Raw genomic sequence first — 14,899 nt, forward strand, 5'->3', positions numbered from 1 at the left:
GACGGGTGAGCACCATTCCCGAGATCCGTACCCTGCCCGTGCCCGACGGCCTGGAGGGCGAGCGCGTCGACGCCGCCATCTCCCGCATGTTCGGCTTCTCCCGGACCAAGGCGGCCGAGCTCGCCGCCTCGGGGAAGGTCATGGTCGACGGGTCGGTGGTCGGGAAGTCCGAGCGGGTGCACGGCGGGGCCTGGCTGGAGGTCGAGATGCCACAGGCGGCCGCGCCCGTGCAGATCGTCGCCGAGCCGGTCGAGGGCATGGAGATCGTCCATGACGACGACGACGTGGTCGTCATCGCCAAGCCGGTCGGCGTGGCCGCGCACCCGTCCCCGGGCTGGACCGGGACGACCGTGATCGGCGGGCTCGCCGCCGCCGGGTACCGCATCTCCACCTCCGGTGCCGCCGAGCGCCAGGGCATCGTGCACCGGCTCGACGTGGGCACCTCGGGACTGATGGTCGTGGCCAAGTCGGAGCGGGCGTACACCTCGCTCAAGCGGCAGTTCAAGGAGCGCACGGTCGACAAGCGGTACCACACGCTCGTCCAGGGCCACCCGGACCCGACCAGCGGCACCATCGACGCGCCCATCGGCCGGCACCCCCAGCACGACTACAAGTGGGCGGTCACCGCCGAGGGCAAGCCGTCCGTGACGCACTACGACCTCATCGAGGCGTTCCGCGCGGCCTCCCTGCTCGACGTGAAGCTGGAGACCGGGCGCACCCACCAGATCCGCGTCCACATGGCGGCCCACCGCCACCCGTGCGTCGGCGACCTGACATACGGCGCCGACCCGACGCTCGCCAAGCGGCTCCGGCTGACCCGGCAGTGGCTGCACGCCGTGCGGCTCGGCTTCGAGCACCCCGGGGACGGGGAGTGGGTGGAGTTCGCGAGCGACTATCCCGAGGACCTCCAGCAGGCCCTGGACCTGGTGCGTGAGGAGACCTACGGGTGAGCACGCCCGCGTACGAGGTGCGGGTCGCCGAGGGCCCCGCCGACCGTGAGGCCTGTTTCACGGTCCGCAAGGAGGTCTTCGTCCGCGAGCAGGGCGTGCCCGAGGACATCGAGTACGACGCCTACGACGCCGTGGCGGTGCATGTGCTGGCCGTGCGGGAGGACGGGACGCCGCTCGGGACCGGGCGGCTGCTGTTCGGTGACGCGGCGGCCGGGAAGACCGGCGGTGACGCGTCGGTGGGCTCGCTGGGGCGGCTCGCCGTGACCCCGCAGGCGCGCGGGCTCGGGGTGGGTGCCGCGCTCGTACGGGCCGTCGAGGAGGCGGCACGCGCGCGTGGGCTGACGGCGGTGGACCTGCACGCCCAGACGCACGCGCTGGGGTTCTACGAGCGACTGGGGTACGTGGCCTACGGACCGGAGTTCCCGGACGCGGGGATGCCGCACCGGGCCATGCGGCGGGTTCTCTGAGGGTCGGCGGGAGCGGCCGTCGGGAGGGTTCGGGCGTTTTGCGGGCAGACTGAAGTGACCGATGTTCTGTCGATCTGCCCGGAGTTCTGACCGTGGATCAGTTGGCCCTGTTGTTCATGTTGTTGCTGGGGGCTCTGATCAGCGTCCCGGTGGGGGACCGTTTCGGGTTGCCGGCGCCGGTGCTGATGACCCTGCTCGGCATAGTGCTCGCGGTGCTGGACTTCGTACCGAATGTCGACATCCCGCCCGAGCTGATCCTGCCCATCCTGTTGCCGCCCCTGCTCTACGCGGCGGTGCGGCGCACTTCCTGGCGCCAGTTCGCGGCCAACAAACGGCCGATCTTCCTGCTCGCCGTCGCGCTCGTGTTCGTGACGACCCTGTGCGTCGCCGCCGTCGCCCACGCGATCGTGCCGGGGCTGCCGATCGCCGCCGCCCTCGCGCTCGGCGCGCTGGTCGCGCCGCCCGACCCGGTCGCCGCGACCGCCGTCGCGGGCCAACTGGGGCTGCCCCGCAGGCTGGTGTCCATCCTGGAGGGCGAGGGCCTGTTCAACGACGTGACGGCGATCGTGCTCTACCACGTGGCCGTCGCCGCGGCCGTCAGCGGCTCGTTCACGGCCGGGGAGGCCGTCTTCGAGCTCGTGCTCTCCGCGGTGGTCGCCGTCGCCGTGGGGCTCGCGCTGGGCTGGGGCGCCAACAAGCTGATGGACCTCCTGGGCGACGCCACCCTCCAGATCGGGCTGACGGTGCTCGTGCCGTACGCCTCCTACGTGCTCGCCGAGGAACTGCACGGCTCCGGTGTGCTCGCCGTGCTGACCACCGCCCTGTTCCTCGCCGAGTACGGCACCGACGCCGACGACGTGATGACCCGGCTGGCCGGGCACACCTTCTGGGACATCGTCGACACGCTCGTCACCGGTGTGGCCTTCGGGCTGATCGGGCTCGAACTGCACAACGCGATCCGGACCGCGTCCGGCCGCTGGGGCGAGATGCTCGGCTGGGCCGCGGCGATCGTGGCCGTGGTCGTCCTCGTACGGCTGGCGTGGCTGATGCCGGCCACCTGGCTCGCCCAGCGGATGCACGCGAAGCGGGACTACAGCGAGGAGATCCCGACCAGTTGGCGGGAGACCGTCATCATGTGGTGGTCCGGGATGCGGGGCGTGGCGTCGGTCGCGCTGGCTTTGGCCATTCCGCTGGAGACCGACTCGGGGGCGGGCTTTCCCGACCGGGACGAGATCATCTTCATCGCGTTCGGGGTGATCATGGCCACGCTGGTGCTCCAGGGGCTGACCCTGCCGTGGCTGGTGAAGCGGCTGGGGGTGGAGGCCGACACCGAGCGGGAGAAGGAGTTCGAGAAGGTCCTCGCCGTCCGGGCGGCGAAGGCGGCCAAGCAGCGGCTGCGGGAGATCGAGAACGTGGAGGAGCTGCCGGAGGACCTGTCCGAGCAGATGCTGCGGCGGGCGTTCGAGATCGGCGTGCGGATCCATCCCGAGACGGGGGACGAGGAGCGGCGCGAGGCCCGGCGGCGGCTCAAGCGGGCGCGGCGGATCCACGGCGAGATGCTGAGCGCGGCGCGGCACGAGGTGCTGGCGGCGCGGAGCGAACCGGGGGCCGACCCCGAGGTCGTGGACCGGGTGCTGCGCCACCTGGACGTCCGCAGTCTGCGGTGAGCTTTTTGTAGGCTGCGGTTATGGCTCGCAACGTGGTAATCAGCGGTGGCGGTACGGGGATCGGGTTCGCGGCGGCGCAGGTGTTCGCCGCGGAAGGGGACCGGGTGCTGCTGCTCGGGCGGCGCGCCGAGGTGCTGGAGAAGGCCGGGGTGCCAGGGGCGCTGACGTACGCCGCCGATCTCGCCGACGTCGGCCAGGTGCGCGGTGTCGTCGGCTTCGTCGAGCGTGAGCTCGGGGCCGTGGACGTGCTGATCCACAGTGCCGGGGGCACCGGGCAGCTCGAACCGTCCGACGCCGTCTCCGACCCGCTCGACGCCGTCGCCCACAACTGGACCGTGAACTTCCGGCTCAATCTGCTGACCGCGGCGCTGCTCACCGAGGGACTGAAGGACCGGCTCGCCTCACCGGGCGGCCGGGTGCTGTTCGTCAGCTCCATCGCCGCCTACCGGGGGTCCGGGAGCGGGGCGTACGGGGCGGCGAAGGCGGGGCTGCATCCGTACGCCCATGATCTGGCCCGGGAGTTGGGGCCGCGGGGGATCACGGCGAACGTGGTGGCCCCGGGGTATGTCGAGGACACGGAGTTCTTCGGCGAGGCGATCGATCCGGCCCGGCGCGAACGGCTCATCGGTGACACGTCGACGGGGCGGGCGGGGACGCCGGGGGATGTCGCCGCCACCCTGCACTGGCTGGCGTCGCCCGGGGCCGGGCATGTGACGTCGCAGATCGTGCAGGTCAATGGCGGTGCTGAGCGCGGGAGGTGACGGGGGAGCGAGGGGGGACCGGCTGCGGGTGCGGGTTCGTCGTGGCTGGTCGCACCCGCGCGGCGGACCCGCACATCGATACAGCCCCGCGCCCCTGGGTGGGTGCGGTCATGCGGCGCCACGACGGACCCTCTGCTGCCGTGCGGCACCGGGACGGCCCCTCTGCCGCGCGGCGCCACGACGACCCCTCTGCCCCTGGTGACAGGGCGGGCCTTCTGCCGCGGCGCCCCACGGGGCGTCAGCCGGTCTGCGACCGTGCCACGCCGTGTCAGCCGCGGCCCGTTCGAGGGGGCTCCTGGGATCCGCCGACGGTCACGCCGTCGGAGTTGTGGCCGTTGCGTCGGTCGCTGTCCCGGTGGAACCCCGGCGCCAGCGTGGCGTCCGCCGTGTTGACCCGCGGCAGGGCGTACGGGTGGTTGTCGGTGAGCCAGCGGAGCATCTGTTCGCGGACCGTGACCCGTACCGTCCAGATGTCGTCGGCGTCCTTGGCGGTCACCAGGGCACGCACCTGCATGGTGTTCGGAGTGGTGTCGGTGACGGCGAGGCCGTAGTCGCGGCCGTCCCAGGCGGGGCACTCGCGCAGGATGTCCCGCAGTCGCCCACGCATCAGCTCCACCGGGGCCGTGTGATCGACGTGCCAGTAGACGATGCCGGTCATCTGCGGGGTGCCGCGCGACCAGTTCTCGAACGGCTTCGAAGTGAAGTACGACACCGGCATGGTGAGCCGGCGCTCGTCCCAGGTCCGTACCGTCAGGAAGGTCAGCGTGATCTCCTCGACGGTGCCCCACTCGCCGTCCACCACCACGGTGTCGCCGATGCGGACCATGTCGCCGAAGGCGATCTGCAGCCCGGCGAACATGTTGCTCAGCGTCGACTGGGCGGCCACACCGGCGACGATGCCGAGGATTCCGGCCGAGGCCAGCAGCGAGGCACCGGCCGCGCGCATCGCCGGGAACGTCAGCAGCATCGCGGCCGCCGCCACCACTCCGACGACCGCGGCGACCACCCTCATGATCAGCGTGACCTGGGTGCGCACCCGGCGGACCCGGGCGGCGTCGTGGTGGGCGCGGGCATAGCGGGTGTACGTCGTCTCCACTATGGCGGCGGCGATCCGGATCACCAGCCAGGCGGTCGCCCCGATGAGGATCAGGGTCAGCGCCTGCCCGATACCGGCACTGTGCCGCTGCGCCAGCCGCGCCTCGTCGTACGCCCCTCTCAGCATCGCCGCGCACAGCACGAGCATGTAGGGGATGCGGCCACGGCGCAGCAGACCCCACAGCGGGGTCTCGCTGTGGCGGTCGTCGGCCTTGCGCAGCAGCAGGTCGGTGGCCCAGCCGATCACGAGAGTGAGCAACACCGAGCCGCCGACCACGATCAGTGGGCGGAGTACGTTCTCCATGACCCCGAACCTAACCGGCCCGGGGGACGCATGAACATGTGACTTCCGCCGCGAAGTGGGTACGGCCGCCGCCGTGCCCGTGGATCGGCACTGTCGGTGCAGGCTGGCACCATGGCCTCATGAACATCATGCTCTTTCACTCGACCTACGGCCTCAGGCCCGCCGTCCGTCAGGCCGCCGACCGGCTGCGGGAGGCCGGGCACGAGGTCTGGACGCCGGACCTCTTCGAGGGGCGCACGTTCGAGACGGTCGAGGAGGGCATGGCCTTCAACGAGGAGATCGGCAAGGACGAACTGCTCAAGCGGGCCGTCCTGGCCGCCGCGCCCTACTCCGAGCGCGGTCTCGTCTACGCCGGGTTCTCCCTCGGCGCCTCGATCGCGCAGACCCTCGCCCTCGGCGACGAGAAGGCCCGCGGCCTGCTGCTTCTGCACGGCACGTCCGACATCGCGCCGAACGCGACCGCCGACGAACTGCCGGTCCAGCTGCACGTGGCCGAGCCCGACCCCTTCGAGACCGACGACTGGCTGAGCGCCTGGTATCTCCAGATGGGCCGCACCGGCGCCGACGTCGAGGTCTACCGGTACGCCGGGGCCGGTCACCTCTACACCGACCCCGGCCTGCCGGACTACGACGAGGAGGCCGCCGAGGCCACCTGGCGGGTGGCCCTCGGCTTCCTCGACAGCCTGTAGAGCGGCTCTAGACCGCTATAGACCGCTCTAGACCGGCGTGTACGTCCGCTCGATCTTCTGCGTGCCGGTCCGCGTGCGGTACGAACGCGCCCAGGACGAGGTCGCGTTCGCCTTCGTCTTGTCGGACAGCACGTAGTAGTCCATCTGCGCCCGGTCGGCCGTGATGTCCAGGACGCCGTAGCCGTGGCGGTCGGTGTCGACCCAGTGGACGTGCCGGTTGGCGACCTGGATGACCGGGGCCGCGAGCGCGGTGACCGTGCCCTCGGGGACCTTCAGGATGTCGTCGAGGTTGTCCGAGCTCACCGAGGTGACGACGAACTCCGTGGCGGCCGAGGCCGACAGCGGGTAGGTGCCGGCGTCCACCGGGACGTCGTTGGCCCACGCCATGTGGATGTCACCGGTCAGGAAGACGGTGTTGCGGATGGCGTTGGAGCGCAGGTGGGCGAGGAGTTCACGGCGGTCGTCCGTGTAACCGTCCCACTGGTCGGTGTTGAGGGCGAGGCCCTCCTTCGGCAGGCCGAGCAGCTCGGTGAGCGGCCTGAGCAGGTCGGCGGAGAGCGAGCCGATCGCGAACGGCGAGATCATCACGGAGTTGCCGACCAGCCGCCAGGTGGTGTCACTCGCCTTCAGACCTGCCTTCAGCCAGTCCAGCTGGGCGCGGCCCGTGATCGTGCGGTCCGGGTCGTCGACCGAGCCGTTGCCCACGGCGGCCTGCTGCGAGCGGAAGGACCGCAGGTCGAGCAGCGAGAGGTCGGCGAGCTTGCCGAAGCGCAGCCGGCGGTACGTGGTGCCCGCGAGCGCGGGGCGGACCGGCATCCACTCGAAGTAGGCCTGCTTGGCGGCGGCCTGACGGGCCGACCAGGCGCCTTCCGCGCCCTCGGTGTGGTTCTCGGCGCCGCCCGACCAGGCGTCGTTGGCGAACTCGTGGTCGTCCCAGATCGCCACGACCGGGGCGACGGCGTGCAGGGCCTGGAGGTCCGGGTCGGTCTTGTACTTGCCGTGCCGGATCCGGTAGTCGGCGAGGGTGAGTATCTCGTGGGTCGGCGCGTGCTGCCGTACGACGGTGTCGCGGGTGCCGTACTCGCCGGTGCCGTACTCGTAGATGTAGTCGCCCAGGTGCAGCCAGGCGTCCAGGTCGCCGCGGGCCGCGAGGTGGCGGTAGGACGAGAAGTAGCCGGCCTCCCAGTTGGCGCAGGAGACCACGCCGAAGCGGAGGTTCGTGACGGCCGCGTCCGCCGCCGGCGCGGTGCGGGTGCGCGCCGCCGGGGAGTCGGTGCCGCCCGCCGAGAAGCGGAACCAGTAGTCGGTCGCGGGGGCCAGGCCGCGCACGTCCGCCTTGACCGTGTGGTCGGAGGCGGCGGTCGCGGTGACGGAACCCTTGGCGACGACGTTCGTGAAGGCCTTGTCCCGGGCGACGACCCAGCCGACCTCGGTGTCCGGGCCGAGCCCGGAGCCGGGTACGGCCTCGGCGGTCGGAGTCACCCGGGTCCACAGCAGGATGCCGTCGGGGAGCGGGTCGCCGGAGGCCACACCGTGCAGGAAGGCGGGGGCCTCGGCGGCGCCGGCCGGCCATGCGGCGGCGAGCGGGGCGGCCAGGACAGCAGTGGCCGCCGCGGCCTTGACGACCGTACGGCGGCGTGGGGACAGGGAGTTGCTGTCGGCTGATCTCTGTCTACTAGTCACGGCCGATCAGGTTACTGATCGGTATGAACGAGAGCGGGCGAACTCGTGAAAGTTCGCCCGCTCTTTGCCTGAAGAGTGCGGGGATCAGCCCTTCAGGGCCGCTTCGAGCGCCGTGTTGAAGTCGGCGACCGTCATCGGCGCGCTCTTGCCGTCGGAACCGGTCAGCGTCTTGCCGTCCATCTTCAGGGTCGGGGTGCCGGTCACGCCGTCCTTGTTGAACTTCTCGGACATGACCAGGGCCCACTTGTCGTAGGTGCCGTTCTTCACGGCGTCCTGGAAGGTCTTGTTGTCCTTCAGCTCCGGGACGGTCTGCGCGATCTTGATGAGGTAGGAGTCGTCCTTGAACTTGTCGGGGCCGCTCTCGTCGGGGTGCCACTTCGTGGAGTACATCGCGGTCTTGTACTGCAGGAACGCGTCGGTGCTGACGTTCAGCGCGGCGCCGAGGGCGCTGAGGCCGTTCTTGGAGCCCTCGCCGCCGAGGTTGCCGTCGAGGAAGGTGGCGCCGACGTACTGGAGCTTGAACTTGCCGTCCGCGACGTCCTTGTCGACGGTCGAGCCGACGGTCTGCTCGAACTGCGCGCACACGGGGCAGCGCGGGTCCTCGTACATGAGCAGGGTCTTCTTGGCGGTGCTCTTGCCGATGACGACCGTCGTGCCGTTGGTGCCTGTGCTGTTGGCCGGCTTGACGAGCTTGTCGTTCTTGGCCTCTTCCCAGTAGCTGGGCTTGTTGCTCTGGACGACCGCGTAGCTGATGCCGCCGGCTATCGCCAGGACGCCGACGATGGAGCAGGCGACGATGACCTGCCGCTTGATCTTGTCGCGCTTGGCCTGGCGCTCGCGCTCCTGCCGCAGCCGCTCGCGGGCGGCGGTCTTCGCGGCCTGGCTGTTCCGCTTGCTCATGGTGGTGTTCTCCATCGAGGGGACGCGCACACGTCGTGTGCGGGGATACGTAGGTCGGGACTGGTGGTGCGCGGACGCTGTGCGAGCGGGAGAGGCTCAGGCGACAGCGGGCGAGCACGGCGGTCCACGCCGTCCCAGGGAGTGCACGAGGAACTCGTCGAGCACGACGGCCGTACGGCGGCCGGGGCGCACCGGGCGGGCCGGCTCCGGCGCCGACCGCACGGTCAGCGCGGCGGCCGCGAGGAGCAGCGGCCGGAAGGTCGTGGCGGCCACGGCCCGCAGCAGCTGGGCCAGGGCCCGCTCGCCGCGGCGCAGCCAGGCGGCCGCGAGGAGGCCGACACAGATGTGGGCGCCCAGCAGCAGCCAGGCGGTCTGCGGGTCGGCGTGGGCGAGCAGGCCGCCGAGCCTGCCGGGGTCGGAGCCAGCCATCCGGGCCAGCGGCGAGCCGACGCTGGTGCCGTCACCGCAGAACACGTCCCAGCCGACCGAACGCAGTGGACCCGCCACCGGGCCGCCCGCGGCGCCATAGCAGACGTGCTGGCCGGTGGTGAAGACGGTGTCGGCGGCGAGCTCCAGCGGGATCAGCACGACGGCGATCCGCCCGAAGCCGCGCTCCCGGCCGGCCAGCGCGTAGGTGAGCGCGAACACGGCGACGGCGACCACCGCCACCGTGTTGAGCGGCAGGGGAGCCCGGGACAGCAGCACGTGCGACGCGGTGCTGAGCGTCACGACGAGTGCCGTGAACAGCGCCGCGCGGAGCGCTCGTAGCTGGGTCCCGGATATGTCCATAGCGTGGAGAGTGTGTCACGCGGGCCTGTAAGGGACCCCTAAAGAGTCCCTGTGAGCGGCCCTATCGTTATCGACAGCGGTACAGGGCCTGTCACAGGCCGGGGATACGGCCGTTGCGGAACAGGTCCACGAAGGTCTGGTGGTCGGCACGCGCGCGTGCGCCGTAGCTGTGCGCGAAGTCGACCAGGAGGCCCGCGAACCCGTCCTCGTCGGCCGCGATCGCCGCGTCGATGGCCCGCTCGGTGGAGAAGGGCACCAGGGACTCGCCCGAGGTGTCGTCCGCCGCCGCGTGCATGGTGGCCGTGGCCCGGCCGAGGTCGGCGACGACGCCCGCGATCTCCTCCGGGTCGTCGATGTCGCCCCAGTCCAGGTCCACGGCGTACGGCGAGATCTCGGCGACCAGCTGGCCCGCGCCGCCCAGCTCGGTCCAGCCCAGCCACGGGTCGGCGTGCTGCTGGAGGGCGCGCTGGGAGATCACCGTGCGGTGGCCCTCGTGCTGGAAGTAGTCGCGGATCGCCGGGTCGGTGATGTGCCGGGACACGGCCGGGGTCTGGGCCTGCTTGATGTAGATCACGACGTCGTTCTCCAGGGCGTCGGTGTGCCCTTCGAGCAGGATGTTGTACGACGGCAGCCCGGCCGATCCGATGCCGATGCCGCGGCGGCCGACGACGTCCTTGACGCGGTAGGAGTCCGGACGGTCCAGGGATGCCTCCGGGAGGGTCTCCAGATAACCGTCGAAGGCCGCGAGCACCTTGTAGCGGGTGGCCGCGTCCAGCTCGATGGAGCCGCCGCCCGGCGCGAAGCGGCGCTCGAAGTCACGGATCTCCGTCATCGACTCCAGGAGGCCGAAGCGGGTCAGGGAGCGGGCGTCGCGCAGCGCGTCCAGGAGCGGGCCCTGGGCGGTGTCCAGGGTGAAGGGCGGCACCTCGTCGCTCTTGGCGCCGGTGGCCAGGGCGTGGATCCGCTCGCGGTACGCGCCCGCGTACACCTCCACCAGCTCGGTGATCTGCTCGTCGCCGAGCGCCTTGGCGTACCCGATCAGCGCGACGGAGGCGGCGAAGCGCTTGAGGTCCCAGGTGAACGGGCCGACATAGGCCTCGTCGAAGTCGTTGACGTTGAAGATCAGCCGGCCGTTGGCGTCCAGGTACGTGCCGAAGTTCTCCGCGTGCAGGTCGCCGTGGATCCACACGCGTGAGGTGCGCTCGTCCAGGTACGGGCCACCCCTCTTCTCGGCGTCCAGGTCGTGGTAGAAGAGGCACGCGGTACCCCGGTAGAACGCGAACGCCGAGGCCGCCATCTTCCGGAACTTCACGCGGAACGCGGCCGGATCGGCGGCCAGGAGCTCGCCGAAGGCGGTGTCGAAGACAGCGAGAATCTCCTCGCCGCGGTGCTCGTCGTTGAGCTGCGGTACCGACATCGCGGGGTGCCTCCAGGTACATGTGTACGACAGCGTTTCTGTCGTCTCTCCAACGGGCGGGTCCCGGCGAAAGTGCCCGCGACCCTCGTTGTGAAGGTACGCGGGGCGGCCCCCTGAGTGTCAGTGCCGAGGCATAGACTTCGACGCTGTCCCCCGCACTGTCCGCCCGCCTGTCGTCGAGTGTTTTCCATGGAGGCCACGCCGTGTCAAAGCCGCCGTTCACGCACCTGCACGTCCACACCCAGTACTCCCTGCTGGACGGTGCCGCGCGGCTCAAGGACATGTTCAACGCGTGCAACGAGATGGGCATGACCCACATCGCCATGTCCGACCACGGCAACCTGCACGGGGCGTACGACTTCTTCCACACCGCGAAGAAGGCCGGGGTCACCCCGATCATCGGGATCGAGGCGTATGTGGCGCCGGAGTCCCGGCGCAACAAGCGCAAGATCCAGTGGGGCCAGCCGCACCAGAAGCGGGACGACGTCTCCGGTTCCGGTGGCTACACCCACAAGACGATGTGGGCCGTGAACAAGACCGGCCTGCACAACCTCTTCAAGCTCTCCTCCGACGCGTACGCCGAGGGCTGGCTGCAGAAGTGGCCCCGGATGGACAAGGAGACGATCTCCCAGTGGTCCGAGGGGATCGTCGCCTCCACCGGCTGCCCCTCCGGCGAACTCCAGACCCGGCTGCGCCTCGGCCAGTACGACGAGGCCCTGAAGGCCGCCGCCGACTACCAGGACATCTTCGGCAAGGACCGGTACTTCCTGGAGCTGATGGACCACGGCATCGAGATCGAGCACCGGGTCCGCGACGGCCTCCTGGAGATCGGCAAGAAGCTCGGCATCCCCCCGCTGGTCACCAATGACTCGCACTACACGTACGCGCACGAGGCGACGGCCCACGACGCCCTGCTGTGCATCCAGACCGGCAAGAACCTCTCCGACCCCGACCGCTTCCGTTTCGACGGCACCGGCTACTACCTGAAGTCGACCGACGAGATGTACGCCGTCGACTCCTCGGACGCCTGGCAGGAGGGCTGCGCCAACACCCTCCTGATCGCCGAGATGGTCGACACCACCGGCATGTTCGAGGCCAGGAACCTCATGCCGAAGTTCGACATCCCCGAGGGCTACACCGAGGTCACCTGGTTCAAGGAGGAGGTGCGCCGCGGCATGGAGCGCCGCTTCCCGGGCGGCGTCCCCGACGACCGCCAGAAGCAGGCGGACTACGAGATGGACGTCATCATCCAGATGGGGTTCCCGGGCTACTTCCTCGTGGTCGCCGACTTCATCATGTGGGCCAAGAACAACGGCATCGCGGTGGGCCCCGGCCGAGGCTCCGCGGCCGGTTCGATCGTCGCCTACGCCATGGGCATCACCGACCTCGACCCGATCCCGCACGGCCTGATCTTCGAGCGGTTCCTCAACCCCGAGCGCGTCTCCATGCCCGATGTCGACATCGACTTCGACGAGCGTCGGCGCGTCGAGGTGATCCGGTACGTGACCGAGAAGTACGGCGCCGACAAGGTCGCCATGATCGGCACGTACGGCAAGATCAAGGCGAAGAACGCCATCAAGGACTCCGCGCGCGTGCTGGGCTACCCGTACGCGATGGGTGACCGGCTCACCAAGGCGATGCCCGCAGACGTCCTCGGCAAGGGCATCGACCTGAACGGCATCACCGACCCCTCCCATCCGCGCTACAGCGAGGCGGGCGAGATCCGGTCGATGTACGAGAACGAACCGGACGTGAAGAAGGTCATCGACACCGCCAAGGGCGTCGAGGGCCTGGTCCGGCAGATGGGTGTGCACGCGGCCGGCGTGATCATGTCCAGCGAGCCCATCGTCGACCACGCCCCGATCTGGGTACGGCACACCGACGGCGTGACGATCACGCAGTGGGACTACCCGCAGTGCGAGTCGCTCGGCCTGCTGAAGATGGACTTCCTGGGCCTGCGCAACCTCACGATCATGGACGACGCCATCAAGATGGTGAAGGCCAACAAGGGCATCGACCTGGAGATGCTCGCCCTCCCGCTGGACGACCCCAAGACCTTCGAACTGCTCTGCCGCGGTGACACCCTCGGTGTCTTCCAGTTCGACGGCGGCCCGATGCGCTCGCTGCTGCGCCAGATGCAGCCCGACAACTTCGAGGACATCTCCGCCGTCTCGGCCCTCTACCGGCCGGGCCCGATGGGCATGAACTCCCACATCAACTACGCGGAACGCAAGAACGGCCGCCAGGAGATCACGCCGATCCACAAGGAGCTGGAGGAGCCGCTCCAAGAGGTCCTCGCGGTCACCTACGGCCTGATCGTCTACCAGGAGCAGGTGCAGAAGGCCGCCCAGATCATCGCCGGGTACTCCCTCGGCGAGGCCGACATCCTCCGCCGCGTGATGGGCAAGAAGAAGCCCGACGAACTGGCGAAGAACTTCACCATCTTCCAGGCCGGCGCCCAGAAGAACGGCTACAGCGACGAGGCGATCCAGGCCCTGTGGGACGTACTGGTCCCCTTCGCCGGCTACGCCTTCAACAAGGCGCACTCCGCCGCGTACGGACTGGTCTCCTACTGGACCGCGTACCTCAAGGCCAACTACCCGGCCGAGTACATGGCCGCGCTGCTCACCTCCGTCAAGGACGACAAGGACAAGTCGGCGGTCTACCTCAACGAGTGCCGGCGCATGAAGATCAAGGTGCTCCCGCCGAACGTCAACGAGTCGGAGCACAACTTCGCCGCCCAGGGCGACGACGTCATCCTCTTCGGGCTCGAAGCGGTGCGCAACGTCGGTACCAACGTGGTCGAGTCGATCATCCGCAGCCGCAAGGCCAAGGGGAAGTACGCCTCCTTCCCCGACTACCTCGACAAGGTCGAGGCGGTCGCCTGCAACAAGCGCACCACCGAGTCGCTGATCAAGGCGGGCGCGTTCGACACCATGGGGCACACCCGCAAGGGCCTCACCGCGCACTTCGACTCGATGATCGACAACGTGGTCGCGGTCAAGCGCAAGGAGGCCGAGGGCCAGTTCGACCTCTTCGGCGGGATGGGCGAGGCGGACGCCAGTGAGCCCGGCTTCGGACTCGACGTGGAGTTCACCACCGACGAGTGGGACAAGACCTATCTGCTCGCCCAGGAGCGGGAGATGCTCGGTCTGTACGTCTCCGACCACCCGCTCTTCGGCCTGGAGCACGTGCTGTCCGACAAGGCCGACGCGGGCATCGCCCAGCTCACCGGCGGTGAGCACGCGGACGGCGCGGTCGTCACCATCGGCGGCATCATCTCGGGCCTCCAGCGCAAGATGACCAAGCAGGGCAACGCCTGGGCGATCGCCACCGTCGAGGACCTCGCCGGCTCCATCGAGTGCATGTTCTTCCCGGCGACCTACCAGCTGGTGTCGACCCAACTCGTCGAGGACGCCGTGGTGTTCGTCAAGGGCCGCCTCGACAAGCGCGAGGACGTGCCCCGGCTGGTGGCGATGGAGCTCCAGGTCCCCGACCTGTCCAACGCCGGTACCAACGCGCCCGTGATCCTCACCATCCCGGCGCTGAAGGTCACCCCGCCGATGGTCAGCAGGCTCGGTGAGATCCTCAGCCATCACAAGGGGGAGAGCGAGGTCCGCATCAGGCTCCAGGGGCCCAGCAAGACCACGGTCCTCAGGCTGGACCGGCACCGGGTGAAGCCGGACCCGGCCCTCTTCGGCGATCTGAAGGTGCTGCTCGGACCGTCCTGCCTGGCGGGCTGAGCGACCCGGGCGGTACCGGCCATGCAGAGGGGCGCACTCCTGACGGGGTGCGCCCCTCTGTGTGCTTGGGTCTCAACAACCCTTTATGCAGATGTCAGTTGTGGCCGAAGCTTTTCTGCCGCCCCTTGCGGGCCATGTCGCCGGGGGTCACCTGCGGGGCATGCTGCTCGGTCGGCGTCTCCATCGAGGAGTGCTGGGGCTCCTGCCCGGCACGCTCGGTCTGCGACGGCTTTCGGTTCTGCTTCTTGTTCTTGGCCATGGTGTTGCCTCCTGTGGGGATCTAGGGGCCAGGGCCGGGACCAGATTCACATAGGCTGACAACAGGCGCATTTCGGATAATTACCGTCTGTGACAGGGGATGTCACCGGGCAATGCCCCGAAACGCCACGCCGAAGATCGAGTTCCGGCCGTTAACCCTCGCGTGGTCGGGCAGA

The 14,899-nt window shown here is 69.6% G+C and carries 12 protein-coding genes; 6 read left to right on the forward strand and 6 right to left on the reverse strand.

From position 1 onward, the window contains the following. Positions 1–5 precede the first annotated feature (5 nt). The 4 genes from RKD20_RS32660 (at position 6) to RKD20_RS32675 (ending at position 3,845) form a co-directional block, all read left to right on the forward strand. The gene (locus tag RKD20_RS32660; protein ID WP_424880834.1) at positions 6–950 is read left to right on the forward strand and encodes an RluA family pseudouridine synthase; all 945 of its coding nucleotides are present in this window, start codon (positions 6–8) and stop codon (positions 948–950) included. Beyond that, on the forward strand, positions 947–1,417 hold the full coding sequence (locus RKD20_RS32665; protein WP_424880835.1) for a GNAT family N-acetyltransferase: 471 nt from the start codon (positions 947–949) through the stop codon (positions 1,415–1,417). The genes RKD20_RS32660 and RKD20_RS32665 overlap by 4 nt, the downstream gene beginning before the upstream one ends. Positions 1,418–1,509: 92 nt before the next feature. Beyond that, entirely contained in the window at positions 1,510–3,084 is a 1,575-nt protein-coding gene (locus RKD20_RS32670) for a Na+/H+ antiporter (RefSeq protein WP_424880836.1), read from the forward strand. Between the two features lie 20 nt (positions 3,085–3,104). Further along, positions 3,105–3,845 (forward strand): SDR family NAD(P)-dependent oxidoreductase, encoded by a 741-nt coding sequence (locus RKD20_RS32675; protein ID WP_424880837.1) that lies wholly within the window; start codon positions 3,105–3,107, stop codon positions 3,843–3,845. Between the two features lie 268 nt (positions 3,846–4,113). On the opposite strand, the gene RKD20_RS32680 is transcribed toward RKD20_RS32675, so the two are convergent. Beyond that, positions 4,114–5,244 (reverse strand): mechanosensitive ion channel family protein, encoded by a 1,131-nt coding sequence (locus RKD20_RS32680; RefSeq protein ID WP_424880838.1) that lies wholly within the window; start codon positions 5,242–5,244, stop codon positions 4,114–4,116. 119 nt (positions 5,245–5,363) lie between these two features. On the opposite strand from RKD20_RS32680, the gene RKD20_RS32685 reads away from it, so the two are divergent. Beyond that, the gene (locus RKD20_RS32685; RefSeq protein ID WP_402261048.1) at positions 5,364–5,933 is read left to right on the forward strand and encodes a dienelactone hydrolase family protein; all 570 of its coding nucleotides are present in this window, start codon (positions 5,364–5,366) and stop codon (positions 5,931–5,933) included. Between the two features lie 27 nt (positions 5,934–5,960). Here RKD20_RS32685 and RKD20_RS32690 read toward each other — a convergent pair whose 3' ends face one another. The 4 genes from RKD20_RS32690 to RKD20_RS32705 form a co-directional block, all read right to left on the reverse strand. Then, complete coding sequence (locus RKD20_RS32690; RefSeq protein ID WP_424880839.1) at positions 5,961–7,616, reverse strand: alkaline phosphatase D family protein; 1,656 nt, start codon at positions 7,614–7,616, stop codon at positions 5,961–5,963. 84 nt (positions 7,617–7,700) lie between these two features. Next, on the reverse strand, positions 7,701–8,516 hold the full coding sequence (locus tag RKD20_RS32695) for a thioredoxin domain-containing protein (protein WP_424880840.1): 816 nt from the start codon (positions 8,514–8,516) through the stop codon (positions 7,701–7,703). Positions 8,517–8,612: 96 nt separating this feature from the next. Beyond that, on the reverse strand, positions 8,613–9,305 hold the full coding sequence (locus RKD20_RS32700) for a hypothetical protein (protein WP_424880841.1): 693 nt from the start codon (positions 9,303–9,305) through the stop codon (positions 8,613–8,615). A 91-nt stretch (positions 9,306–9,396) separates the two neighbouring features. Continuing rightward, positions 9,397–10,722 (reverse strand): DUF2252 domain-containing protein, encoded by a 1,326-nt coding sequence (locus RKD20_RS32705; RefSeq protein ID WP_352382846.1) that lies wholly within the window; start codon positions 10,720–10,722, stop codon positions 9,397–9,399. 203 nt (positions 10,723–10,925) lie between these two features. On the opposite strand from RKD20_RS32705, the gene dnaE reads away from it, so the two are divergent. Next, positions 10,926–14,465 carry a DNA polymerase III subunit alpha gene (dnaE, locus tag RKD20_RS32710; RefSeq protein ID WP_424880842.1) on the forward strand — a complete coding sequence of 1,180 codons (3,540 nt, stop codon included), beginning with the start codon at positions 10,926–10,928 and terminating at the stop codon, positions 14,463–14,465. Positions 14,466–14,559: 94 nt separating this feature from the next. Here the strand turns inward: dnaE and RKD20_RS32715 are convergent, their stop codons facing one another. Continuing rightward, the gene (locus RKD20_RS32715; RefSeq protein ID WP_424880843.1) at positions 14,560–14,724 is read right to left on the reverse strand and encodes a hypothetical protein; all 165 of its coding nucleotides are present in this window, start codon (positions 14,722–14,724) and stop codon (positions 14,560–14,562) included. Between the last annotated feature and the right edge of the window lie 175 nt (positions 14,725–14,899).

The organism is Streptomyces sp. SLBN-8D4, assembly GCF_049739545.1.
Taxonomy (GTDB): Bacteria; Actinomycetota; Actinomycetes; order Streptomycetales; family Streptomycetaceae; genus Streptomyces; species Streptomyces canus_C.